Below are 25,999 nucleotides of genomic sequence, written 5' to 3'. Positions count from 1 at the left end.
AACCCTAGTTCTGTTAGATTCACTTCAACTAGGGTTCATTCTATTTATTTAGATAATTGTAAATTGTTAATCATTTCCGTTTTCTGATTCCGACTCGCCGTTTGCACTTACGACCGTGTTGACTGCTTGTACTGAAATCGCAGTTTTACCCGAATCTCCTGACAATGCAAATTCATACTTAGGCGTTACATATACAATTTGTCCCGAAACTGGATATTGCATCCCAAGCGTTTCAACAGCGAGCTTTTCAATATTCTTCAGTTCTGTTTGACTCTCAATTTTAGCAGTTAATTCTTCTCTCTCAGCATTTGCAGACTTAATGGTTTCCTTAAGGTTATAAATTTCATATTTAGCTTCATTCACAAGAGAATTTTTATAAATATAGAGACTAAATAGACCAGCAACGAATAAAACTAAGGCAATTGAAAACAATGCGTTTTTAAAACTTTCAAACGCTAATTTTTTTGCCTTTTCTTTTTCGAGTCTTTTTTGTCGAATATTGATAATTTTTGCACTTTGCGAATGATTAAATGCTTTTATTTCCTCTTCTTCCATTAAATACTGAGCTGTCATCGTTACCCCTCACTTACTTCTTTTCTGCGACTCTTAATTTTGCACTTCGCGCTCTAGGATTGTTTTCGATTTCTTCATCAGATGGCAACACAGGTTTTTTGGTAATAATCTTCACTTTTGCTTTTCCACCGCATACGCAGACTGGAAATTCAGGTGGACATGTGCATCCTTGCGCCAACTTTTTATATGCATTCTTGACGATTCGATCTTCCAACGAATGAAAGGCTATAATGGCGATCCTGCCACCTTTGTTCATTCGTTCAACCGCATCGTTTATTGTTTTTTCAATAATATGGAGTTCGTTATTCACTTCTATTCGTATCGCTTGAAATGTGCGCTTCGCTGGATGTGGTCCGTCTTTTCTCGCACTTGCAGGAATAGCTTTTTTTATCACATCCACCAGTTCAAACGTCGTTTCAATTGGTTTCGTCTTTCGTTCCTCTACAATAAATTTAGCAATGCGATTCGCCCAGTTTTCTTCACCATACTCGGAAATCATCTCCGTCAGTTTTCTTTCGTCATAGGTGTTTACTACGTCATAGGCTGTGAATGTATCACTTTGATTCATTCTCATATCGAGCTTTCCATCATTCATATATGAAAAACCACGTTCAGCTTCATCAAGTTGAAATGATGAAACACCCAAATCTAATAGCAAACCGTCAATTTTTTCTATTTCAAGTTGATCCAATACATCCTTTATATTCGAAAAATTACTATGAAATGGAGTGAATTTATTTTCGAAAATCTTTAAGCGTGCCGTTGCAGCGTTTAAAGCGTCTGTATCTTGATCAACACCGATCAATCTGCCTTTATCTAACAGCTGCAAAATTTTGAAAGAATGACCACCACCACCCAAAGTTCCATCTACATAGATGCCATTTGATTTGATGTTAAGTCCTTCAATACACTCATTTAACAATACACTCACATGATTAAAACTCATAATTTCTCCTTTTAGAATCGAATACCTAACGCTTCCATATCTTCTGCAAGATCATCCATATTCGATGTCATAAAGTCGTTGTATGATTCCCAAGTAGCAGCATCCCAAACTTCTATTCTGGAACCTGCGCCATTGACATAAACCTCTTTTTCGATATTCGCGTGTTGTTTCAGTGTTTGTGGTATCAGAATTCTTCCCTGTTTATCAACTTCACATTCGCTTGCACCTGCAAAAAACGATCGAGCAAATGCTCTAGCATTTTTATTAGAAAGCGGGAGTGCTTTGAGTTTCGATTCAAAATCAGCCCATTCTTCTAAAGAAAAAATGAAAAGACAATGATCTAATCCTTTGGTAATATAAAAGGTTTCACCAAGTTTATCCCTAAATTTTGAGGGAATACTCAACCTATTTTTGGCATCAACTACATGCTTGTATTCACCAGTAAACATATCCCTCACACTCATTTTCGAAATAATTATGGTCTTTCTACCCACTTTTTAACACTTTATACCACTGATTAACTTAATTTTAATATTTTTTCTAAGAAATTGCAATAAAAAAAAGGAAAAAACTTTCTTTTTTCAAAAGTTTTTTCCTTTTATTTTTTAATTGTTTAGAATCTTATAGATTTTGATTTTTCTAGTTTTCGTCATGATTGACTTCTTCATCATGACTCATTTTATTTATGCTCCACCAACCTTTTTTACGCGCAATTACAATAAAGGCAGTTCCAAGGATAATCGCTACTAAACTAAAGACTTGAGCGATTCGTAAAGGTCCTAACATCAAACTATCCGTTCTAAGCCCTTCAATAAAAAATCTGCCTATCGAATAAAGCACTAAATACTTGATAAAATTCTCTCCGTAAAACTTTCTCTTTTTAAATGTCCAAATTAAAACAGCGAAAACGCCTAAATTCCAGATAGACTCATATAAAAATGTTGGATGATATTTTACGCCATCAATCATAATGCCCCATGGCAAGTCTGTTGGCCCGCCATGCGCTTCTTGATTGATATAATTCCCCCAACGTCCAATGGCTTGTCCTAAAATCAATGGAAGGGACACTAAATCCGCTAAGTCTCCAAAATTTAATTTCTTAACTTTACATACGATAAAGCCACCCAAAAGCCCTCCGATAATTCCACCATGGATCGCTAAACCTCCATTTCTAAAAGCAAGAATCATATCGGGGTTGGCGCGATAATAATCCCATTCAAAAGCGACATAATAAATTCGAGCAAAAATAATCGCCATTGGCAAGACAACAATTGCCAAATCGATTAGATCATCCTCTTTGTAACCGTATTTTTTTCCCACTTTCAATAGAAGCATCACGCCAATAAGCATTGCACTGGCAATGATAATGCCGTACCAAGCTACTGATATACCAAAAATCTCAAAAGCTACCTTGTCCATATAATCTCCCATATTCCTATATTAGATTGATCTTGTAATTTATCATCTTAATTATTATTTTATCATCTTACTCGTCTTTTTTGACAATTTTCGAAACCGAAACCTTGCTTAGATCATAAAATGCTTTCACGCATTGATTGACTTCATCCAGCGAAATGTCTTTATAACTTTCAAGTTGTTCAAATAAATTGCTATTTCGCATGATTAAATGCGTGTAGTTGTTTGCAATAGATTGAAGTGAATTAAAAGACGCCACTGTTCTTCCCATAATTTTTCTTTTCATTCGAACAAAATCAGCTTCTTCAAATCCATTCTTCTGATAATAAGAAATCGTATCTAGAATGCCTTCAACAATTTGTTGTTGATGGTCGGTTTCATTGCCAATAACAGCCATGGCATATCCGTCTCCAACCTGGATATCAAAATCAAATCCTTCAAAAACAATCCCAGCATCGTATGATGTTTTAAAAAAATGACTACTTCTTCCAAACATCAGATCGTTTGCAATTTTAAGCGCTCCTAACTTTCTGTAACGATTCTCATTAAAATATGAAACATTTCCCTTAAAGCCTACCATCACCATTCCCAAGGATACATCTTTGACCATAGTTTTTTCAAGATACCCTATTTGAGATGTCTCTTCGGGCAATATCAATGTTGGCTTCACTTGTTTTACACATTGCACGCATGAAAATTCATGTTCGAAAAGCTTTTCAGTTAATGCATATATCTGCTCCAGGTCAAAATCACCATACAAAAAGAGCGACATATTGGATGGTTGGTAAAAATGCTCATAACATCTGATAATTTCATCTTTTGTGGTATTTTGAACAGATTCAACGGTTCCTGCGATATCTTCTTTAATTGGATGTTGTTGATAGAGTCCATTCATGAGATTGGTATTTAGATCCCATTCTGGCTCATCCATGTACATTTTGATTTCTTGGATGATAATGCCTCTCTCTTTTTCAACACTTTCATCCGTAATATGAATATTAAAAACCATATCCACAAGCATTTTTAGGCAAGTTTCATAATTTTCAGTAGTGTCAAAGTGATAAACAGTAGACGTAGAGCTTGTATAGGCATTTAAACTTGCTCCAAGTGCTTCAAATTTTTCAAAGTGACTTTTTCCTTGTGATTCAAAAATTTGATGTTCCAAAAAGTGCGCAACACCTTTAGACGCTTCAAATCTCTCACCATCGTATTCATATTGGTGATAAAACCCTCCAAACTGTGTACTTAGAAATGCATATTTTTTTGAAAAATACGGCTTACTCATCAAATAAACGGTTAAACCGCATTTGAGTTGTCTAACGTGAACGTTCTCTCCAAAAAAAGAATGGACTATAGGTGTCATGAAACCTCCTGTGTTAATCGAACCACTGAATCTAATTGAATCTCCTCAAATGCTTTGCAAACCATATCACTCGTTACCGCTTCAATACGTTTAATATACTGCTCCACATCCACTTCCCCTTCAGTGATCATCATGTTGTAATAAAAATTCATATACGAATTTGGATAATCCGATAACGACTGGAGATTCGAGATAAATATTTTTTTGGCAGACTCCAGTTCATCTGAATCAAACATGCCTCTCCGAATCGCATCCACTTGTTCGGTCACTAATACTTCCACTCGATCAAACTTATCAAAATCTACACCTGCATTAACCATCAAAACGGAAACATGTTTCTCTATATGCGAATAAATACTGTAGCATAGACTCTCTTTTTCCCGTATATTTTTAAATAGCTTTGAGCTTCCTCCACCACCCAACACAATATTCCCTACAACTGCGGCAATATATAAAGGTGATTCATAAGGAACATTCAGGCGATACCCCATGCAAATTTTTCCTTGAGCGATGTCGTGAGGTTCGTCAATTCGACGTACTTTTAAAGGATTTACCATGACCTTTTCTCTCTGAATTGCCTCGATTTGACCTCTTTTAAATTCAAATGATTCTAAAATATCGCCACGCATCTTCTCATCGCCAAAATCTCCGATGACGCATATATCAATTTCTGACTCAGTCCAAACTTTAAGAAGGTGTTCCATCAGCTGTTTAGGATTAATTGCCTCCACCATCTCCACCGTTCCAAGTTCATGAATGGCGTAAGGTTCTCCCTCAAACATCGCTTCAATACAACGCGTCATGACCCAGCTATTTTTTTGATCTTTACGTTGCTTTATTTCAGCTATCAACGCTTCTTGTTCACGTCTAAATAAATCTGGATCAAATCCATTTTCAATCATACGCGGATGATTGATCATATCATTCAAAAGCTGAAATACATTTCGATACACTAGAGGATCTTCTACATACTCCATACCAGGAATCTGTGCTTTTATTTGAATCATCTGTTTTTCTCCATACTTATGAACATCCGACACAATGAGCGTACCAAAATTCATCTCTAAAGCTTGACTAATCGCCTGAGAATCTTGATAATGAGCCGTTGACTGATCGATGACTCTTGATAAAAGCGCATTGAGAGCCACCTCTTCAGTGCGAAGTGGTCGTTTAATATAGAGACCAAAAAGGATGGTCTTAAATTTTTTTGAATGCACCATATGCAGCTTAATGCCCTCTGCAATGGTTTCCTTCGTTGTATGATTAATCATATTGTCTCCCATCTTGTTGTGTTTGACACAGTATAAGGACATTATAACTTATTTACAACCCCTTGTTAATACGTTATAATATTTTGATGTGACGACACTGTAAATCAATCGTAAGATTAAATATAAGGATGGTAAAAAATGAAATTAGGAATCGTTGGCTTGCCAAATGTTGGAAAAAGTACACTTTTCAACGCAATTACAAAAGCGGGTGCTGAAAGTGCAAACTATCCATTTTGCACAATCGAACCAAATGTCGGCGTTGTATCTGTTCCAGATAAACGTTTAGAAGTGTTAAGAGACATGTATGATTCAAAAAAAATCGTCAATACAGCAATTGAGTTTTATGACATTGCAGGACTTGTAAGAGGTGCATCAAAGGGAGAAGGTCTTGGAAACCAGTTTTTAAGCCACATTCGCGAAGTTGCTGCCATTGTTCACGTCGTAAGATGTTTTGAAGATGAAAACGTCGTACACGTAGAAGGAAAAATCGGGCCATTAAACGATATTGAAACCATTAATTTAGAACTTATTTTATCAGATTCTGAGATCTTAGAAAGACGCATTGCGAAAACATCTAAACAAGCTAAAGGCGATAAAACTTTAGGCTCAGAAATTGAAATGTTAGAGCGCGTAAAAAAAGTTCTAGACGATGGTCTCTCAGTAAGAACGATGGATTTAACTGAAGATGAACGCGATTTTGTCAAGTCATTGAACCTTCTTTCATTTAAACCGATCATCTATTGTGCAAATGTTTCTGAGGAAGATGTCGTTGCAGGCATTGAAAATGATCATGTGAAAGCAGTTAAAAAATTCGCTGAATCTGAAAATGCGGAAGTTGTGGTCATTTGCGGTAAAGTTGAGCAAGAAATTGCCGAACTTGAAGATGAAGACAGACAAGCCTTTTTAGAAGAGCTCGGGTTAAAAGAATCTGGTCTTGATCAATTAATTCGTTCAAGCTACCATTTACTTGACCTCATCAGCTTTTTAACAGCAGGTCCACAAGAAGTAAGAGCTTGGGACATTCGCAGAGGAACAAAAGCGCCTCAAGCTGGTGGAAAAATTCACTCAGACATTGAACGTGGCTTTATTCGTGCAGAAACCATTGCATTTAATGATTTAGTGACATACGGTTCAATGGCTGCCGCTAAGGATAACGGGAAAGTTCGTCTTGAAGGGAAAGAATACGTTATTCAAGATGGCGATGTGATCCATTTTAGATTCAACGTGTAAACAGTCACAATAAATAAAGCTACATGAGTTTGTACACCACCAACGATACGTGTACACTCATGTAGCTTTTTATTATGGGTTATGTGGATTCAAAGAAGATATTTGACCTTACTATGTTTAATACTTACTGATCTATTTCTGCAGCTCCTGTAGACATCTGACTATGGGCAATGACCGCGACTAAAACAACAGCCCCTCCAATCAATGCGTACATCGTAGGAAGTTCTCCTGTCCCAAGATATACCCAAACCGGATTTAAAAGTGGTTCAAACACTGGCAGTAAAATGGCTTCTAGTGCAGTGACACCTGCAATTCCCTTTGTGAAAAATACATATGAAAAACCCAATTGAAAAACGCCTAGAAGAACAATGCCGATGATGCTGGACGATGTCCACACAATGCCACCATACGAAGGTATGGAAACAAAAAACGTCACTAAATTTCCCCAAAAAACAATTTCAAGAGGAGAATGATTTTTAACGCGTTTTAAAGAAAATACCAAAAGCGCCATGCCCAATCCACTTAAAATCGACAAGATATTTCCAAACATGCCACCCGCTTCGATATCTCCCATGAAGAAAAGTGCCATCCCTAAAAATACAACAATGACTGCAATTAAATCTTTTCGGTAAAATTTTTCTTTAAAAAAGAGCACACCCACAATTAAGATCCATGCAGGAGAAGTGAACTGCAAGAGGATTGCATTTGCTGCAGTGGTTAACTTATTTGCACTCACAAATAAAAAGACCAAAACAACATAATTGATTGACGCTACGACTACGTATTTATCAGGTTTTTTCGGCTGTTTTTTTTCTAAAAGCAGAATAAAAACATATAAAACGATGCTGGTAATGCCACTTCGTATGCCTGCAATTGCTATCGGATTCCAGTCGATCATTTTAATCAGCAAGCCAGCTGTACTCCAAAGCATTGCTGCAAATATTACAAATATTACCGAGGTACTTCTCTTTAAAGGTGTATTCATCACTTGCCTCCGTATTAAAAAAGGGGCATTCTATCGAATGCTCCCTTTTATTATACAGTTATTTATTCATCTAAATCAATTTTATCTTTGCTTTGTTTTGCTGCAAATGTTTTCCACGCGTGTAAGCCTAATGATAAGCCGATGACGCCATACGCGATAAACGTTCTAAAATACTCCCCTACTTGTGCATTACCAAACAGGTTTTTCCCTGCCATTGGAGAAACGATGAACAGTGTATGAAAGAGCACGACACCGACTAAAGCTTGCCCCACCGTTGCACGCGTAACAGAAGCACCACCGATCAAAATAGCAGCAATGGCAAATGTACTGATTTGAACGTGAGAGCCATAGGTGTTGAGCGTTCCAAGATTTTGTAAGAAGATGATTTGACCCCATGCTGCGAGTACAGTTGAGATTACAATCGAGAGGATACGTCTCTTTTCAACATTGATTCCGGATACATGGGCAATATGCATATCTTGGCCAACCGTCCTAAAATCGTGTCCCATCTTAGTTTTAAAAATGAGTACATTAAACACCGCAATTAAAGTAATAAAGAACGCTGTTATAACAGGAATGTCAAAATTTTTGTATAAGTTGTTAGTAAATTGGATAATCAATCCCATTGCGACAAATGCTAAGCACATTCCCAATCTCATGTAAAAATGATTATTTTGTACTTTCGTAAAGATTTTTTTGCTTCTAAAGTGAAGAATGGACAAAATAATCGCAAAAGTAGTGCCGAACAAAATCAACGTCAATGGAAGTTTCATCGAGAAAAGTCCATCTACTGCATACATTAAATTGCCTTTTAAGTCGATGGTATTGACGATTCCAATGCCTCCAGGAATTAAGAAATCTTTATTCCCAATTGGCAACATCGTTCCTACCATAAATAAGAATAGCAGCTGATACAAACCATTTGCAAAGAATCCAAGAATCATAGAGGTAATCATCTCTTGACCCATTGTTTTATTGAGAACAACCCCTGTTAAATATCCAAAAAGTGCTGCAATTGGTGTAGAAAGTGCAATACAGAGCATAACGCCACCAAAACCAGTAGCACCATAACTGATGGCAAAAATCATGACGATTTGAGCGGCCATTGCGCCTATAGTGATACCAAAGTTAAGTCCCATACCGGCAATAACAGGAATAATTAATGCTAATACTAAGAATGAATTTCTACCAACGCGTGTAATCAACTCTTTTGCAATAAAAGGTAGCGGTTGCTGAGATGCCCATATTCCTAAAATACATAAAATAGTAAATACAATGGTAACGATATTTTTGATCAGCAGGTCTTTAATTTTTCTATTCATTAGTGTCCACCCCCTGCTTTAGTTAATGCATATAAGATAATGCCATACTGTACAACTACGCGCATAACTTCAGATAAATTTCCTTCTGGGAAAATCACGTTAGCTACCGGTAATGCTGCAAGCAAAAGACCTTGGAAGATAAATACCCCAAAGATAACATGAACAATCCGAGCCGAATGCGCCGATGCGCCACCAAGTAAAATAGCCGCTACAGCTGCAAATCCCATCATGAGTGGTGCAGTATAAAGCTGGAAGAATCCATAACTTTGTGCATATACTAAGATACCGATTGCACCGAGCATCGTCGAAATAACAGTTGAAATTAAGCGACTTTTGTCGACGTTGATTCCAGATGCTTTAGCAAATTTATTGTTACTACCTACTGCAATCATCGCCAAGCCTGTCTTGCTTTTGAAAAACAGCCAAACTAAGAAACACATTGCAAAGAAGAATAAGAGTAACCCCGTAGGTACTTTTACACCTAACACTTTAAAAGCGAGAAGTTTATTCAGCACTTTATCATAGTAATCTGTTAAGGCTATCGTCGTTCTTAATCCATCTCCAATTGGCCATCTAATCGAGTCTGAAGTAAATGGAAGGACGAGCCAAGCAATACACATCAGCGATACTACAGAAAAGCCCACATAGGTCCCTACCATCATCTCTGACCCTTTCACTCTATTCAGCAAGAGACCATAAAAATAACCTGCTAAAATTGCAAGTGGAATGGAGATGATCATCGCTACAAACAATCCAAACAATCCCGTTAGCTGAAGTTCAATACTAATGAGTCCACCCAAAATACCACAAATAATACCAAGTGGCAAACCAAAGTTGAGCCCTGTTCCAGATAAAATTCCCGGAACCATTGCAAGTACTAAAATACCATTCATTCCCATTCTTACTAAGTTATCTGAGAATAAAGATGGCACATTTAAATCCAACACATACGCGGCAATGTAGACAATAATCAAAAGTGCAATAATCGTTAATCTTGGAATGCCAATAGTTTTAAGAATATGCATGAATTTTGCTTTCATTATTGGACCTCCCCTGGAATATCTGTTTTTCCTGACATAAAAAGACCAAACTTCGCATCAGAGTCTTCTGGATTTAGAACGCCAACCAATTTTCCCTCAGAGATAATCGCAATTCGGTCACAGATTGAACGCAATTCACCTAACTCACTCGAAGTCATGATAATGGTCATTTTTTTATTTCGATTTAAATCAATGAGTGTATCTAAAACAAGTTTTTTCGCTCCGATATCGATTCCTCTCGTCGGTTCTGATACCAACAATATTTCAGGTTCTAGCGTAATTGCTCTCGCGAGACATACTTTCTGCTGGTTTCCGCCACTTAACCTTTGTGTTCTTTGGTTAATTCCTGTGCAGCGAATATCAAAGAGTCTTACCATCTCAGACGCATGTTTGGTCATTTTAGCCGTATCCACTTGAGAAAACAAACCATATTTCTTTAAGAAATTATTGTTTACTTGCATAGCAGTAATGGCAATATTGACGTCGATTGGCTCATTGAGCAATAGTCCCACGCCTTTGCGATCTTCTGATACAAATGCCAATTTACGTTTTAATGAGGCCATCGGATTATTGAGAATCAGTGGTTCACCGTTAAAAAGCACTTCACCTTTCGCTGGATAAAGACCCATCAATCCATTTGCAATACCGATTTTTCCTTGTCCTGCAAGTCCGCCAATTCCAATTATTTCACCACGACGCACCTGCAAATCCATTCCTTTAACCATTTCGCCAGGCATACCGACTTTAAAATTTTTCAAAGACAAAATAATATCTTGATCACTCAGATTTCGATGATCTTCCTGAGGAACCATCTTTTCAATTTTTCTTCCTACCATCAATTCTGCAAGTTCAATTGCATTGGTATTTTTAGTCGGTTTATAGGATACTAAACCACCATCTCTTAAGATGACCACATGATTTGAACATGCAATTACTTCGTCTAGCCTGTGAGTGATAAAGATAATTCCTATCCCCTTAGCAGCGAGTGATTTCATGGCTTTGATAAGATTATCTGCTTCGCTTTCTGTTAATACTGCAGTTGGTTCATCAAAAACGAGCATTTTGATGTTCTTTTTATCTATTTCACGAGCAATTTCAATGAATTGCATATAGCCTACTGGAAGACCTTCAACTTTAGCGTATTCATCAATTCCAATCTCTAAAGTATCAAGTGCTTTTCTCGCATCCTCGTTCATTTTCTTCGTATCAAGTGTACGATAATCTTTACCAAAGAGCATGCTTACGGGATTTTGCTTTGTTATTTCCCTATTTAATTTAATATTTTCTGCTACTGTGTAACCAGGAATCAACATAAATTCTTGATGCACCATGCCGATACCCGCTTCCATCGCTTTTTCAGGTGTATCAATTACCAAAGGATTGCCTTCTAAAAGCACTTGACCAGAAAATCCACCTGTCGTGTGGATCACTGGCATACCAAATAAAATATTCATTAAAGTCGATTTTCCAGCACCATTTTCACCTAATAAACATAGAATTTCACCTTTTTCGAGCGAGAAACTTACGTTATTCAGCACTTGATTTTCCCCATAGGATTTGGAGATTTCTTTAAGTTCTAAAAGTGCGTTACTCAAGATATTCACCCCTCATTTCTTATAAAAAGGTTGTCCGAAATGATATCGAACAACCTTTTCAAACTTTGGTTGTATTAGAACGTTATCTCACTAGAACGTTATATAATCTGATAAAAGAAGTAAGAAGTTATCATAAGTAGTTCCGCCTTCTTCAAGAACGTTTAACTTAACTTCTGTTTTTGCAAAATCTGAGAATACTTTTTCTAAATAAGCTTTATCTACTTTACCTTCAGTTTTGCCTTGTGCCCAAGCGATACCGTACTCAACGCCTGATTCAACGAACATCATATTAACTGGAACTGGCCAAGTTGCAAATCTACCAGTACCACCTTTTTCAGCCACTTTTGCTGTAATCTGTTCAACGATGTATGCAACATCACCTTGTTTATCTTCAGGTACATCGATTCCAAGTGCTCCTGGATATCCATGGTAAGGAGATGGACAACATTGTTGAGCAACAATACCACCTTGTTCAAGAGAAGTCTTGATCAATGGCTCTTGCATTGCGCAGTTTGTTGAGAAGAAGCAAGTATCTTTGCCATATTCTTCGATTTTTCTTGGAATATCTTCAAGAATAAATTGTTGAGCGCCTGGTACGCCTGCATCTCCAGTTGGATCTGGTGCAGTTGCATCTACAAACTCAATACCATTTGCTTCACATTGTTCTTTAAAGATGTCTCTTCTAGCAGCTAAAAGAGGATATGACATATGTCTTGGGAATGAGTAATGAACAAATGTTTTAGCACCCATTTTTTTAGCTTGCTCGATAATTGTATAACCCATACCTAATTCATCGCCTTGCATTACAAGGTCTGCTTTAGGTGAGATTGTATCAGGAGCTTCGCCAGGAACAGCTGCGATAATAAGAATATCATCTCTGATTTCTCTTACTTTATCGATAGCTGCTGATGTACCAGGAACAGCTTGACAAATCACGATAACTTTTACGTCAGCGTCATTTGCGATACTTAAAATATTCGAAATTGTTGTTTCTTGCTCATCCATAAATTTATCAGGATAAGTTTGTAAAATAACTTGATCGCCGTATTTAGCTTTTACTGCTTCAGCAGCTCTGTACTCTTCTTCACCTTGTGAAACAGTACCTGTTACTACGCCTACTTTGAATCCTAGATCGATTCCTGATGTTCCAAGATCTGCTTTTTTTCCACAGCCAGTCACTGGAAAAATCATGATCATAATCATCAAAAATGCAAATAACTTTTTCATTGAATGATCCCCCTTAAGTTTTGTTAAGGACTTTTGTCCTTGAATGAGATAATTCTACATTTGTTTGAATATTCCTTTTTTTCTGAATAATTAAAATGTCGAAACATTTCGGTGTTTTGATTAACATAACTTCGTTATATAGTTGAAACCTTACAACAAGATTGTAGTGATATGCATAATTCGAGATGCTGCATCCATATATTTTGAATATTATTTACAAATTGAAAGATTTTATAAAAATAACCATATAGTAAATTTTATATGAATCTTCCCCCGATAACATTCCGATAACAGATCATTGATCAAAAAAAGCGACTCATCATTCACACAAATTGTGCAAAAATCGAGTCGCTTTTATCAGTTTATGATCGGTTTATAATCGCTTTATAATCGATTTATAATCGATTTATTAAAAAATGAATCAAGTTGTCGTCGTTGAAATTACCACTGCTGTCGTAGTGGCCATCATGATCGCAGCCATTTGTGCAGCTATGATAGATTCAATAGCGGTGGTTGCAACCACTGCATTTAAATGATCGTCTTGTAACCATATATCACTAACTAAAAAGGATGCCAACAGCATGACGAAATCACGGTCAATCCATTTGTAGATCTTTTGTCCCTTCATCATTTGAATCGCCTCAATCCACTTGTTTTCAATTGAAGGATCTTCTAGTGAAATCAGCGATACAATTCCATATACAGAATACTTACCAGAATATGTGTTCAATTTATTGGCTTTAACGGCTTCTTTAAGTGCTAAACATCGGTTGACAACTTCGTACATGGTTCGATCGCTAAAAGATAAAATATGTGATAATGCTTGAAGTTCGTTTGATTTTGAAAAACCGACTTGGGTCAATTGTTGATAAATGGTTTCGCATTTTTCTAACGGAATATTAGAATACGCAATCATAATTGACATGGAGTAATCATCTGTATTCGTCAGCCATGGATGATTGGTTTGCATTTCCTTATACAGACGAAATGCCTTTTGAGAGAGTTCTACAATATCTGCATGTTCACTGCATCTATATAGCGCAAATGATGCAAATATCAAATTTTGGCTATTTTTAAATCCTGCCGCCTTAAGGACGCCTTCACATCTTTGAATTTCGTGAAAAACGGATTCAACTGTATTCGATTCTAGAGAAATCAACGCACTTAGAATATAATTGTGTGCTCGCATTTCTGAAAAAACACCCGTTTCATTTTTAATGACTTGTTGAGCTTGTTTAATTCTTTCAACATCAATGGATCGATTTTTTTGCATGGCTACGAGCGCAATGAAATGATGATATAATCCCTGTTCCCACTTAAAGGCTTTTTGTAATATATGATAATGATTCTCGACTAGTTTTAGTTTTTCTACTAATTGTAATTGCATCACGACCTCCTATATTTGATTTTCAGCATTTTAAGTTTACTTTGCGAAAGTTTCTATCTTAATTTTAGTATACGGATTTATTCCTATTTTTGTATTAAAAAGTTTAGAAAATTGCATAATTCTTATTTGTGAGAATCTCAATTTTTGAAATGGCGTGATTGAGCCATTTTAATTTTTCAACACATGATTTTCACACCGAAAAGGTAATTATGCAATTTCCACAGTTATTAATTATAGATAAAACATCCATTAAACCATCAATAAACTAGACGCATAATCCATAAATAAGGTAAAATAAATAGAGACAAACAATCAGGAGGAATTAAATGAGTATTTTTGAAATTATCATGTTATTATGCTTTGGTGCCGCATGGCCCTTTTCAATTTACAAGTCTTGGAAATCTCAGTCTACTCAGGGAAAAAGCGTGTTATTTCTCGTTATTTTGATGGTTGGATACGTTTCTGGGATATTAAACAAGCTCTTTTACCACTATGATGGTGTGATTTATCTGTATATTTTGAATTTATGTATGGTATCTACGGATACACTCCTGTATTTTAGAAACAAGCGATTATCTGGTGAGAACTCATGAATCTGATCAAGCGATTGATCATGATATTTACTGTACTATCTATGATGATCTTCGCATTTTATCATTTGACCTCACAAAGTTTTAACCAATTAAGCGTGATAGAGATTTCAATTCAATCGGATAGCGAGCAAACGTGGACTCAGTTATCCTTAAATAGCGATGAGAAATCGATTTTTTTAGAAGAACTTCACTCAAAAAAGCAAATCGCTCAGCCTTCTGAAGAAATCCTTAAAACGTATCAGTTAACCGTTAAAAATTTTTGGCAACACACCGTAAAATACGAAGTTCTCTATTTAAACTCAGGAAAAATCATCATAAATAATTTGCAAGATTACCACTATTACGTAGTTGAGGAACCTCATTTTTTTGCGACGTATTCTTTTTTTGATGCCATCTATCACCCACTTTCGCCTCCAATGGTTCAACTCAAGCAAAACGGTGCTCAGTCATTACTTCCGAGTGAATCGATCAACTGGCAAATTCGAAAATGGGATCGCAATTGGTACGACTGGGAAGCATCGTCACAAACACTCGCGAAACCATCTACATATAAAGTCTCATCTAATCATGATACGATTGAATGGCTCGCAGATAAATCCATCCAAACCGCTTCTTTAATCATTCGCTCAAAAGATACTGGAAATACAGTTTGGGAAAATGATATAACGTCCGCTCAACTCCCAATATGGAATGAAAATGGTTCGTTTGAATATGAGTTATCACTCAATTGGAATGCTGAAACAGAAGGATACAAAGGAGCTGCGGTTTACCGATTTGACGTTGAGATCGCTATCCCTGCGGGATTTACCATCAGTAAAACAACTGTTTATCAAGGCGAACTCATTTATTTAAGTGCCTTTTATATTGATTCTGTCGATTCTTATGAAGTCGTTCAAGATCTCAATCCCTTTTTTAAATGGTACGGCGATTATCCAAATTATCGAGCTTATTTGCCCACTAGCTATATAACGGATCCCGGATTACGCAATATCGAGATTACACACCCATCCACAGGAGAAAGCCAACATTTTACCGTTGAAGTTCTCCCTCGCGACTTCAAAGTACAAAGGCTCGTAGTGGACACCTCCATTGAAGAAGACACTCAAACGGATGATGCTTATGCTGAATATCGACAAGTATTCAATCCAGCTAGAAGAACAAGTCATGATGAACGTTATTACACAGAACCTTTTATTTTGCCAATTGCAAGTGGTCACCTGAATACAGAACTTGGAGAAAAACGCACGATTAATGGAGCGCCTACTTCTTATCGACACCAAGGAATCGATATTGGGGCAAAACAAGGAACCCCTGTCTTTGCTTCAAATGCAGGAAAAGTCGTATTAGCCTATCATCTTGTCTTGACTGGAAATACTGTGATTCTCGATCACGGTGAAGGTATTTTTACCGTATATGAACACATGAACTCCCTTACTGTTACACTTGGTGAACTCGTTAAGCGAGGTCAAACTATTGGAACTGTAGGTTCTACAGGTTTTTCAACTGGTCCGCACTTACATTTTATGATTTCTTACTACAACATTAATTTAGAACCTGGCTATTTTTGGTATCACGAAGCACTCACTAAAGAGACTCATTATCAATTAGAGCCATAGCATCTACTCTCAAAAAATAAAAGCCTATTTAGTAACCTGTCACTTAATATAAGTGAACCGTTCTAAATAGGCTTATTTTTTACTAGTTGTTCAGATTAATCCGATTAATGAGTTTGTTCAGGTTAATTAGTTTGTTCAGGTTAATTAGTTTGTTCAGGTTAATTAGTTTGTTCAGATTCATTATGATTCGCAATGAATAAATGGACGAATTTGATCCAAAATTTCATTTTTAACCGACTCTTTTACACAACCATTTTCATCTAAAGCAGAATCGTTTAGATCGATTCTTACTTTTGGACATAAGTTAAAAGACTCATACCAAAGTTCATAATTGCGTTTCAAATCTTCCATATAATCTCTTGGAATTAAGTCACCTTCAGTTGAGCGTGCGCGACGATTGATTCTTTCCATAGCCGTATCAACCGTTACATCGATATAGACCAAAACTTGAGGCGGTTGAATGTGTTCTAACATATTGTGGAGTAAATCTCTATAAATTTTGAACTCATCTGCAGTCATTTGTCCACGTTCGTGAATCGTTTTGGCAAAAATCTCATCTCCATAAATCGATCGGTCTAAAACTGCATTGTTTCCATCTGCTTCAATTCTTTTTAAATCCTTAAAACGGTCGTTTAAAAACATGACTTGTATGATTGCGCTCCATCTTGTTTGATCCGCATAAAATAAGTCTAACATGCGTTGCGCTAATGAATCTTTTCCATCATCCTTTAATTCTTCAAATAGAGGAACATTTAAAGAATCGCTGATAAATTTTCCAATGGTGCTTTTTCCTGCTCCTATGATGCCATCAATTACTATTGCCATGTTTTTGTCGACTCCTTTATTTAAATATATTTCACGATTGGTACTGATAAACTGCTTAAACATGAAAACTCCTTACATGATCCATTTCTTTTTTAGATGATACAGTTATTCTTGCATAATCCATTGCTTCTTGCATAATCCATTGCTTTGAATGATCTAATTATTTTCTCATGATAATGCCGCCGCCCACAAGTCGATTTCCTTGATAAAACACAACGGATTGACCCGGTGTAATTGCGCGCTGAGGTTCGTCAAATTCTACGTACAACTCATCGCCAATTGATTCAATGGTGCATGTTGCTGGTTTTGCACTATATCGAATTTTCGCTTCACATTTCATCGGTCCTTCAAGCTTATCAAATAAAATAAAATTCACATCTCTTGCCCATAATGATTTTTTAAACACCGATTGATTATCCCCTAAAACAACACCATTTGATGTTGGATTGATATCAACGACATACATCGGTTTACCAAAAGTGAGCCCAAGTCCTTTTCTTTGACCTACTGTATAGTGAATGATGCCTTTATGCTTTCCAAGTACCTGTCCATCAATGTCATAAAATGCTCCAGTGGTATCTTTTAAATTCCCATAACGCTCTAAAAATGGAATATATTGATCATCTGGTATAAAACAGATTTCTTGACTATCCGATTTTGAAGACATCCGAACATCCACTTCAGAAATAATTTTCCGGACTTCTTCCTTTGATTGAAAATCAGATAACGGCATAAGAACATGTTGTAACTGTTCTTGTTTGAGCGTATAAATCGCATATGTTTGATCTTTTTCTCTAGCACTGGCCATCTCAATCACATATCGCTTAATCGCTTCATCATAGTAAACAGACGAGTAATGGCCCGTTGCAATGTAATAGGCACCCAGTTCATGTGCTTTATCTAATAATGCACCAAACTTAATCAACCGATTACATACAACACATGGATTGGGCGTTTCTCCATTTTTATAGCAAGTGATAAAATCATCTACCACCGTCTCTCTAAATAAGGATTCAAAATCCACGACATGAAAAGGGATTCCTAGTTGTTCACAGACGCGACGCGCATCTTCTTCAGCAGAGTTATTACGGGCAACAGACGACTTATCATCTTTCCAAAGCCGCATGTTAACACCAATAACTTCATATCCCATTTGCTTTAATTTATATGCCGCTACGGTGCTATCCACTCCGCCACTCATTCCGACAACTACTTTATTTTTATTTAACATTTGACAGTCCTTTCTAACAAATACCCAACTATTATAGCATATCCAATGACGAAATACAGTTAAAACTCATGCTTTAAAGCATAAACAAAAAAGAAAAAAAGGATACTGGCGAGGTATCCTTCTTTCATAGAGGTATCAATTAAGCTTGCGTTTTGGAGTATCTGCTTCTTCATGGGTAATAAAGAAGACAATTATGCTTATGAGTATAAGGAGTATACTAAGTATGAAACGTTCATTATGCCATCTCTTGTTGAGAATGATTATCAATTTCATATCTTGATATTAATATACCACCTCTTGATTCACTTGTAAATAGTTTTTTTAAAATTTTTTTGAATGCGAACTAGACTTCACTATGCTAATATATAGATTAGGAAATAAATAATTACTGGTAACTGATAGATGAATACCAATTGGTGATAAAGAAACTTCCATAGATGACTATACGATTTGGGGAATATATGAACGAACTTAGCACGTTAATTGAGACATTAAAAAGATATATCATCTTATCTGCATTGGATATTCAAAATATTAAAAATACGATTTCTAATCGATTTATGCATTTGAGTGAACTTGATAGAGCCAATCTGCTTTCTAAGGCAATTCATTTGCACTTTGATAAACATCTCAATGGTGTTGATGATGCCAATAAATCCCTCATAAAAATTCAATTAATCGAAAGCACCTTAGCGCGTCATCAATATACCATTACAAAAAACGATGTATTCGAAGCCATTTATAGTTTAGATCTCGAACCTACTTTAAAACTCAATTTAGCCGATTCATGGTTACGCGAGTCCACTCAAATCACTGTCAATAGAGATGCTCTTGAAACTTATTTTTTAAGTGAATTTGCCTTTAGCACAGCATTATCTGAAGCAATCGAACCCCCACTCTTTCAGACAAGTACATCAGAGAACGATTCAAAAGACATCACCTATGACAATACTTATTGGAATCTGCCAGTTGAACCTTTAACATATGAGCATCAAGATGCGCATTATTATGCAAAGTTAAATACGTTTTTTGCTCGACATTTTTTAAAGCTTGCAACTGGATTACTTATTTTGATCATCCTCTCATTTACATCGAGAGTGTACCATTCATTTTATCCAAAAACTTCACCAAGTTCTGACTTGATACAAACCGATTTCGTGGATCGCCACTACCTTGAGGCTTATCCATTTGAACAAGTCTTTGGACATACGAATTTAAACATTCCCGTTATCGATAACACACCTGATCGGCATTATGACTACACTTACTTTGATAAAATTACACACTTTTACTATGCACCCTTTGATTATTTTGCAGTTAAAAATTATATATTGAATACAAGAAATGGTGCGATCGGTTCACCTGAACAGTTTAATTTAATTATTCAAAAAGCCTATGCAAACGATATCGATCCTCTGCTCCTTTTCGCGATTATTGGGCAAGAACAGGCCTTTGTTCCCAAAGATTCTTCAAGCATGAATCAGATGATCAACAATCCATTTAATGTGTTTCACAGCTGGCAAGAGTTTAATACCACCCTTGAGGATAGTACTCAAATTGCCATTCATACCATTGAAAATAGGCTGAGTTACAAGCCTCTAGAGGCATCCCCTTTTAAATGACTCAATGCCATTTACGCCGAGGATGAAAAATGGTATATAGGTGTTCGATCATTCTATATCTACCTTGTCACACTTGGTCGATTAAACTAGATATGTATACATTATGCAACGGTTATTCACACTTTTATTGGGTATGTAGTCAATAAGTTTTATTCTTACAAAGGAGTGTGATAGAATGCCTTATAGAGGAACAAATTCTAAACGTCAAGTGGTTCACGACAAAAGTAGAGGCACCATCAAAAGCGGTTCCAGAGATCATTTTCTAAATGAAAAAAAAGAACATGAACACGAACTATCCTTAGCTAAAGAAAACATCGCAAAATTTCATAACGATGGATTCAGATATCATAGAAGAGAAGATCATGAAAATAAAATTAGGATTGTTTTTGTCAATGATCAAAAGGAAGAGAAAGAGCTCATGTTCTTATTTCCAGATAATGTGGATACATTAAAAGAATACTTTTCCAATTTGCATTAATATCAGCAAATATAAATGTATACCAATTGTATCTTGGCGCTATTTTAAGTTAATGGCTCAATATTATGGAAATTAAAGGTTTAATCAATTTAAAAGCTGCAAACAAATCTATTTCTGTAGATTTGTTTGCACCTTTATTAATTTCTCATCTAAATAAATGGATCAATCTTCATCCACGAGTCGACTGAACCCGGTCCCCTCGCCCCATACGGTATTGACTGGTAAAACTGAAACAAATGCTTTGTGATCCACTGATGCAATTTTATCACGAATGAGAATAGACTCTCTAGGCGAGCATAGAACGACGAGTTTTGTTCGATTGAGATTGGTGTAGCCACCTAGAATATTATATTTTGTAATGCCTCTTCCTAAGTCCTTCAAAATATATTGTTCAATATCTGATTCTTTTTCACTGATTATCTCGAGTTTAACCACTTTTGATGAAAAACCATATAGAACCGTATCGACGGATTTCATCACCACAATTTGTGTTAAAAGTGCATAAAGCGCAATTCTCGTATCAAAGACAAATGCCGCACAAGCAATAATCATCATATCGAGTACTGCGATGATCGCAGATAAACTCATAAATCTAAAGAGTTTGCGATTGATAATTTTTGCTATGGTGTCTGTCCCACCAGAAGAAAATCCGCCTTTCAAAATGAGTCCTGTTGCAACGCCTGCCATTACGCCATAATAGATGGAAGCAAGAAATAAGTCGTTCTGCGTCATATTAAAACTAAATCGACTAAATACCATGAGAATCAACGGAAAAAATAGTGAAAATACGACAATTTTCTTCGCTTCTTTTTTTCCTAAAGTCAACCAAGTCATTCCCAACACAACAATGGACAGAATATAATACAAAATTGTATAGTCAATTTTGATGACGCGTTCAAGCACAAGGGATAAACCCGTGATGCCACCAGTGATAATACCATTTGGCTTTAATATCGATGAAATTGCCACTGCTAAAATCACCGATCCCAACAATACATAAAAAATATCTTTGACCTTTTTCATTTTTCCCTTATCTTTCATCTCGAACTTCCTCATTTCAGACCGATTTTTCATTGCTGATACCACCTCATATATACCCAGTTTTTAAAGTACCCCTATTATATCATTTTTATATTTTCTTTCCATAGGTAAAATGTTATGAAAACCCTTCAAATGATTCAACTTATGTTAAATACATATAGCATATTTCACTATTTTAACTTGACTTGTCCTCTGTAGGTTTTATAATGACTTAGGAACATAAAATTATGCATCTAATAGTGAGAAATGGAAGGTTATCTATGGAAAATTTCGAAAATGACATTCCTTTGAAGAAGTCGAAACTTCGGGGATTACTTAAGTTTATTGTATTATTACTCATCATTTCGATTATCGGCGTCTTTGCAATTGGCTATTTTTCAAATGAACGCGTCAACATCGTCTTAATGGGAGTTGAAGGCACTCGAACAGATACCATGATTTTCATGTCGATTGACACGAAAACAAATAAAGTGGATGCAATCTCAATTCCAAGAGATACCTATCATCCAACCCCTGGAAAGACAGGTCAAGGTCAAGCTAAACTCAACGCCGTATACGGATTTAGAGAAATTGGCGGTCCTGAAGGCGTCAAAAATGCGATATCAGAACTCTTAAATGTACCTGTGGATTATTACGTACAAGTCGATTACAAAGCGGTAAAAGAAATTGTCGATTTAATTGGCGGCGTAAAAGTAAATGTCCCTTTTGCTATGAAATATGACGATCCCTACTCAAAACCACCGCTTCATATTGATTTCCAACCAGGCGAACAAATCATCAATGGCGATCAAGCAATGGCTTATTTACGCTTTAGAAAAAACAATGATGGGTCACATAGCGGCGGAGATGTTAAACGCATGGAACGTCAACAAGAGTTCATGAAAAGCGCAGCTAAATCTGCTATGCAAATTAAACTTCCCTATATCGTTGCAAGAGGACTCTCTTATGTAGAAACCGATATGCCTATGCACAAAGCGCTTATTCTTGCTACTGCAATGCTCGGTACGGATATGAAAGATGTGAATATCCAAACCATCCCATCTGCTGGCACAGGCACCGGTAAAGACGGATTAAGTTACTTCTACCACGATCCTGAGGCGACACAGTTATTACTTGATCAAATCATGAATTAATAAAAAAAGAAGGCGTTAGCTTCTAGTGAAGCATAACGCCTTTTTCAAATTCATCAAACTCTTTTGCAATTTCATCTTGATCAAATCCATAAAAAGTCATTTCATACAGACAAATGGCAATCAGCTCATCTGGATTGATTTCAAGATCTTCTTGAATGACAAATTGCGCATTGGACCATTCTTCCCATCTAGTAAACCCTAACGCAAAATGCAAATCTTCCTTCATAGAATATCCAGAGATACTCAAATAGGCTTCTTCGTCAATATCTTCCTCATACATCTCATCTTCTGAAGGATCAATGATTCCCACCATAATCACAAACTCATCAAATGATTTTTCTGGTGTCTCATCGATAAACTTTAAGACTTCCTCATAACTTCTTTTATCCCCTAAGCATTCTGGATAGGCGAGCAATAGTTCGTCCAAAACTGCTTCATGTGTTGTGTTTTTTAACATCTGCTTTATTGTCATTTTATGCCTTCTCTCTTTTAAACTTTTAACAAATTCCTCCACTATCGTATAGCATATTCATCGTTTTTTCAAATCAAATTTATGTTACAATATTCTCAGCATCATTTGAATCAATTACCCCTAGGAGGACTATATGCGACATAAAATCGGGTTTATCGGTGGCGGAAACATGGCAAGTGCAATCATTAAAGGTCTAATTGCTAAATCTGTTTATCAACCTTCTGAAATCATTGCAAGTGCTTCATCGGAAAAAAGTGTGAATCGACTCACTTCACAATTTCAAATTCATTCAACCACTTCAAATCTCGATATTGTACAAACAAGTGATGTCGTGATTTTGGCAGTGAAGCCTTATATGATCTCAAAGGTACTTGATGAAATAAAAAACCACCTGACAGAACGACAAGTGGTCATATCAATTGCTTCTGGCATCACACTTCATCAACTGACTCAGCAGATGCCAAATCAAAAAGTGATTCGCGCAATGCCCAATACTCCAGCTGCAGTCAATATGGGAATGACGTCACTTTCATCACATCTTGACGCCTCAGACGCTGCCTGCACTACTGCCACCATGATCTTTGAAAGCATTGGAAAAACTGCTTGGATTCCAGAAAATCTCATGCACGCTGCCATTGCGGTTCACGGTTCCTCACCTGCATATGCCTTTATCATGATAGAAGCCATGGCAGATGCCGCAGTTCTCGATGGTATGCCTCGTGATAAAGCCTATTTAATGGCTGCTCAAAGCTTATTAGGCGCAGCTCAGATGGTTTTAGAATCCGGATTACACCCAGCACAATTAAAAGATCAAGTGACATCGCCAGGAGGCAATACCATCGCTGCTATTGCCGTTTTAGAAGAAGATGGCTTTAGGTCGTCCATTATTCGTGCGATGCGTGCAGCTGCGGATAAATCCAGAGAAATGGAAAAAGAATAACTACTTTTGAACTGACTTGAGACATGCTACTTTTAAATCAAAGAGCATGTCTTTATTAATATGCGGATGTCCATCTAGTAACACGGTTAGATAAAAATCCACTAAATCTCCATTTAACCAGTTTTCATCCATAATTCCCTTAAAATATAACTGACTATCTAAATGAATCAATTGACTATAAAGCGCACCCACTTTATTTTCAGTCAAAAATTTTTCTGGAATAAACGATTCACAAAAATCGATTTTTCTTCTGACGACTGCTCTTGGCATTTTAAAGCCATAATGCGTTTGAATACTTGCTGCGACGCCACCATTTTGTTTTTGTATGAGCGTATAATTTGCTTCATAATCCTTTTGTTTCAAAGTACCAAACAGTCGGCACGGAAGCGGTCTTACAGCATAAATGAGGCACCGATTATTGCCATCTAGAAATGGACATTTCATCGGCTTCACCCACTGGAGCATATAAAAAGCCATCATTCGTTGGTCTAGGTTATTTTTTTCTTCATCTGTCAGCAACTCAACACCATTTTTCATGATATGAGCAAATTCTAAAAAACTGACATTGACAGATTCGGAGCAACAATTGGTACATCCACTACACGAACCAGACGGTACTTTATGATAGACTGCCGATAAGGACGGCGTCTTTTGTATCACCTCTAAATGGTTAATTGCTTGTTTTAAAGTCATTTTTTTATTTTTCTCCACTACTTATTCACTTCTTCTTTCCCAGATAATTTAAGTCGTTGAAATAACCATGGCACACCTGCTGTTACAAGTAGCAGTGTCACGAAATACCGAAGCATTTTGAATCCGCTTCCCGCTGGCAATCCAATTTTCAAGCCTTCAAATACTCCAAGCGTAATTACAATTGCTACAATAAATTTAAGTACTTGCTGCTTCCAGCTGCCTTTTGTATTAAATTGAATCCACAAACTCTCGATAAAATACCCCATCATAAAGCCAGTAAATGCACCTACCGCTTTTAGATAGGTTTCAGAATGTAGCACAGTCAAACTTGCTAGCGCCATCGCGACCAAGGTGAGATAAATCTTATGAACCAGATCCATATTCGAAATTTTAGATAGTTGATACATAAAAACGATAGATAATATGCCTAATAGAATACCTCCAACAACATCTTTCGGCCAATGAACGCCCAAATAAACGCGCGAAATCCCCACAGATAAGATGATAACGACTGCTAATATCCATCCCCACAATTTATTAATCTTATGAGCGAGTGCACCATAAAATACAGTTACAGTCTGCGTATGACCACTTGGAAAAGAGCTCCCTCCAGCTGTTTCAGTTCGAAGTGCTCGTACATTTTCCACCATAAAAGGTCTTGAGCTATTTACGATTTCTTTTAGTGCAGCGTTTAGAACGCCAGAGAAGGTCATCAGTAAGACGAAATAGCGAACGGTATGCTTATCGACGCACCAATAAAAGAATCCTAAAACTAAAATATAAAAAGTTTCTTCACCTAGCATCGTGATCAAGATAAATAACTGGTCTAATAAAGGCGTGTGAAAACTTTGTATCCAATGAATTATATCGAGTTCCATAGTAGCCTCCCTACTGTTTAATTTTACAAATCCTACACGTATTCCGAATAAAAAAGGTGTCTTTCATGAGACACCTGTGGAAATTACATCATTACCTTTTAAGTGCAAAAATCATGTATTAT

The 25,999-nt window shown here is 36.5% G+C and carries 25 protein-coding genes; 7 read left to right on the top strand and 18 right to left on the bottom strand.

Annotated elements, in window-relative coordinates:
* Positions 1-66: 66 nt before the first annotated feature.
* The 6 genes from ACZ41W_RS02215 to yfmF all read right to left on the bottom strand — a co-directional run bounded on the left by ACZ41W_RS02215 (position 67) and on the right by yfmF (position 5,569).
* Positions 67-573 carry a hypothetical protein gene (locus ACZ41W_RS02215; protein ID WP_464313249.1) on the bottom strand — a complete coding sequence of 169 codons (507 nt, stop codon included), beginning with the start codon at positions 571-573 and terminating at the stop codon, positions 67-69.
* A 13-nt stretch (positions 574-586) separates the two neighbouring features.
* Complete coding sequence (rsmH, locus tag ACZ41W_RS02210) at positions 587-1,519, bottom strand: 16S rRNA (cytosine(1402)-N(4))-methyltransferase RsmH (protein WP_464313248.1); 933 nt, start codon at positions 1,517-1,519, stop codon at positions 587-589.
* Positions 1,520-1,530: 11 nt separating this feature from the next.
* Positions 1,531-1,968, bottom strand: a complete 438-nt coding sequence (mraZ, locus tag ACZ41W_RS02205) for a division/cell wall cluster transcriptional repressor MraZ (protein WP_464313247.1) — start codon at positions 1,966-1,968, stop codon at positions 1,531-1,533.
* A 190-nt stretch (positions 1,969-2,158) separates the two neighbouring features.
* Positions 2,159-2,938 (bottom strand): prolipoprotein diacylglyceryl transferase, encoded by a 780-nt coding sequence (gene lgt, locus ACZ41W_RS02200; RefSeq protein WP_464313246.1) that lies wholly within the window; start codon positions 2,936-2,938, stop codon positions 2,159-2,161.
* Positions 2,939-3,005: 67 nt separating this feature from the next.
* On the bottom strand, positions 3,006-4,298 hold the full coding sequence (yfmH, locus tag ACZ41W_RS02195; RefSeq protein ID WP_464313245.1) for an EF-P 5-aminopentanol modification-associated protein YfmH: 1,293 nt from the start codon (positions 4,296-4,298) through the stop codon (positions 3,006-3,008).
* On the bottom strand, positions 4,295-5,569 hold the full coding sequence (gene yfmF / locus ACZ41W_RS02190; protein WP_464313244.1) for an EF-P 5-aminopentanol modification-associated protein YfmF: 1,275 nt from the start codon (positions 5,567-5,569) through the stop codon (positions 4,295-4,297). The genes yfmH and yfmF overlap by 4 nt, the downstream gene beginning before the upstream one ends.
* A 138-nt stretch (positions 5,570-5,707) precedes the next feature.
* On the opposite strand from yfmF, the gene ychF reads away from it, so the two are divergent.
* Complete coding sequence (gene ychF, locus ACZ41W_RS02185) at positions 5,708-6,799, top strand: redox-regulated ATPase YchF (protein WP_464313243.1); 1,092 nt, start codon at positions 5,708-5,710, stop codon at positions 6,797-6,799.
* 124 nt (positions 6,800-6,923) lie between these two features.
* Here the strand turns inward: ychF and ACZ41W_RS02180 are convergent, their stop codons facing one another.
* The 6 genes from ACZ41W_RS02180 to ACZ41W_RS02155 all read right to left on the bottom strand — a co-directional run bounded on the left by ACZ41W_RS02180 (position 6,924) and on the right by ACZ41W_RS02155 (position 14,355).
* Positions 6,924-7,784 (bottom strand): DMT family transporter, encoded by an 861-nt coding sequence (locus ACZ41W_RS02180; RefSeq protein WP_464313242.1) that lies wholly within the window; start codon positions 7,782-7,784, stop codon positions 6,924-6,926.
* Between the two features lie 62 nt (positions 7,785-7,846).
* On the bottom strand, positions 7,847-9,106 hold the full coding sequence (locus tag ACZ41W_RS02175; RefSeq protein ID WP_464313241.1) for an ABC transporter permease subunit: 1,260 nt from the start codon (positions 9,104-9,106) through the stop codon (positions 7,847-7,849).
* Positions 9,106-10,146: an ABC transporter permease subunit gene (locus tag ACZ41W_RS02170; protein ID WP_464313240.1), complete on the bottom strand. Its 1,041-nt coding sequence runs from the start codon at positions 10,144-10,146 to the stop codon at positions 9,106-9,108. Before ACZ41W_RS02170 ends, ACZ41W_RS02175 begins: the two co-directional genes overlap by 1 nt.
* Positions 10,146-11,741, bottom strand: a complete 1,596-nt coding sequence (locus ACZ41W_RS02165; protein ID WP_464313239.1) for a sugar ABC transporter ATP-binding protein — start codon at positions 11,739-11,741, stop codon at positions 10,146-10,148. The genes ACZ41W_RS02170 and ACZ41W_RS02165 overlap by 1 nt, the downstream gene beginning before the upstream one ends.
* A gap of 90 nt (positions 11,742-11,831) precedes the next feature.
* Positions 11,832-12,968, bottom strand: a complete 1,137-nt coding sequence (locus ACZ41W_RS02160) for a DUF3798 domain-containing protein (protein WP_464313238.1) — start codon at positions 12,966-12,968, stop codon at positions 11,832-11,834.
* Between the two features lie 421 nt (positions 12,969-13,389).
* Entirely contained in the window at positions 13,390-14,355 is a 966-nt protein-coding gene (locus ACZ41W_RS02155; RefSeq protein ID WP_464313237.1) for a DUF4003 family protein, read from the bottom strand.
* 326 nt (positions 14,356-14,681) lie between these two features.
* On the opposite strand from ACZ41W_RS02155, the gene ACZ41W_RS02150 reads away from it, so the two are divergent.
* Positions 14,682-14,948 carry a hypothetical protein gene (locus tag ACZ41W_RS02150; protein WP_464313236.1) on the top strand — a complete coding sequence of 89 codons (267 nt, stop codon included), beginning with the start codon at positions 14,682-14,684 and terminating at the stop codon, positions 14,946-14,948.
* A complete protein-coding gene (locus ACZ41W_RS02145) occupies positions 14,945-16,564 on the top strand; it encodes a M23 family metallopeptidase (RefSeq protein WP_464313235.1) in 1,620 nt (539 codons plus the stop codon). The genes ACZ41W_RS02150 and ACZ41W_RS02145 overlap by 4 nt, the downstream gene beginning before the upstream one ends.
* Positions 16,565-16,744: 180 nt before the next feature.
* On the opposite strand, the gene ACZ41W_RS02140 is transcribed toward ACZ41W_RS02145, so the two are convergent.
* Positions 16,745-17,452, bottom strand: a complete 708-nt coding sequence (locus tag ACZ41W_RS02140; protein WP_464313234.1) for a deoxynucleoside kinase — start codon at positions 17,450-17,452, stop codon at positions 16,745-16,747.
* Between the two features lie 97 nt (positions 17,453-17,549).
* Entirely contained in the window at positions 17,550-18,620 is a 1,071-nt protein-coding gene (gene mnmA / locus ACZ41W_RS02135; RefSeq protein WP_464313233.1) for a tRNA 2-thiouridine(34) synthase MnmA, read from the bottom strand.
* A 461-nt stretch (positions 18,621-19,081) separates the two neighbouring features.
* Here mnmA and ACZ41W_RS02130 point away from each other — a divergent pair, with 461 nt between their 5' ends.
* Positions 19,082-20,242, top strand: coding sequence for a hypothetical protein (locus ACZ41W_RS02130; RefSeq protein ID WP_464313232.1), 1,161 nt, complete (start codon positions 19,082-19,084; stop codon positions 20,240-20,242).
* 175 nt (positions 20,243-20,417) lie between these two features.
* The gene (locus ACZ41W_RS02125; protein WP_464313231.1) at positions 20,418-20,720 is read left to right on the top strand and encodes a hypothetical protein; all 303 of its coding nucleotides are present in this window, start codon (positions 20,418-20,420) and stop codon (positions 20,718-20,720) included.
* Between the two features lie 162 nt (positions 20,721-20,882).
* Here ACZ41W_RS02125 and ACZ41W_RS02120 read toward each other — a convergent pair whose 3' ends face one another.
* Positions 20,883-21,761 (bottom strand): YitT family protein, encoded by an 879-nt coding sequence (locus tag ACZ41W_RS02120; protein WP_464313230.1) that lies wholly within the window; start codon positions 21,759-21,761, stop codon positions 20,883-20,885.
* 260 nt (positions 21,762-22,021) lie between these two features.
* On the opposite strand from ACZ41W_RS02120, the gene ACZ41W_RS02115 reads away from it, so the two are divergent.
* A complete protein-coding gene (locus ACZ41W_RS02115; RefSeq protein ID WP_464313229.1) occupies positions 22,022-22,894 on the top strand; it encodes an LCP family protein in 873 nt (290 codons plus the stop codon).
* A 22-nt stretch (positions 22,895-22,916) separates the two neighbouring features.
* On the opposite strand, the gene ACZ41W_RS02110 is transcribed toward ACZ41W_RS02115, so the two are convergent.
* A complete protein-coding gene (locus tag ACZ41W_RS02110) occupies positions 22,917-23,366 on the bottom strand; it encodes a DUF6557 family protein (protein WP_464313228.1) in 450 nt (149 codons plus the stop codon).
* 133 nt (positions 23,367-23,499) lie between these two features.
* Here ACZ41W_RS02110 and proC point away from each other — a divergent pair, with 133 nt between their 5' ends.
* A complete protein-coding gene (proC, locus tag ACZ41W_RS02105; RefSeq protein WP_464313227.1) occupies positions 23,500-24,306 on the top strand; it encodes a pyrroline-5-carboxylate reductase in 807 nt (268 codons plus the stop codon).
* Here the strand turns inward: proC and ACZ41W_RS02100 are convergent, their stop codons facing one another.
* Both ACZ41W_RS02100 and ACZ41W_RS02095 read right to left on the bottom strand, forming a co-directional pair.
* On the bottom strand, positions 24,307-24,999 hold the full coding sequence (locus ACZ41W_RS02100; RefSeq protein WP_464313226.1) for a YkgJ family cysteine cluster protein: 693 nt from the start codon (positions 24,997-24,999) through the stop codon (positions 24,307-24,309). It lies immediately after the preceding gene.
* A 17-nt stretch (positions 25,000-25,016) separates the two neighbouring features.
* Positions 25,017-25,877, bottom strand: a complete 861-nt coding sequence (locus tag ACZ41W_RS02095) for a phosphatase PAP2 family protein (protein ID WP_464313225.1) — start codon at positions 25,875-25,877, stop codon at positions 25,017-25,019.
* Positions 25,878-25,999 lie beyond the last annotated feature (122 nt).

Source organism: Fusibacter fontis, from assembly GCF_055378735.1.
Note: the sequence above shows the minus strand (reverse complement) of the source record. Positions and strands in the feature narration are given on the sequence as shown.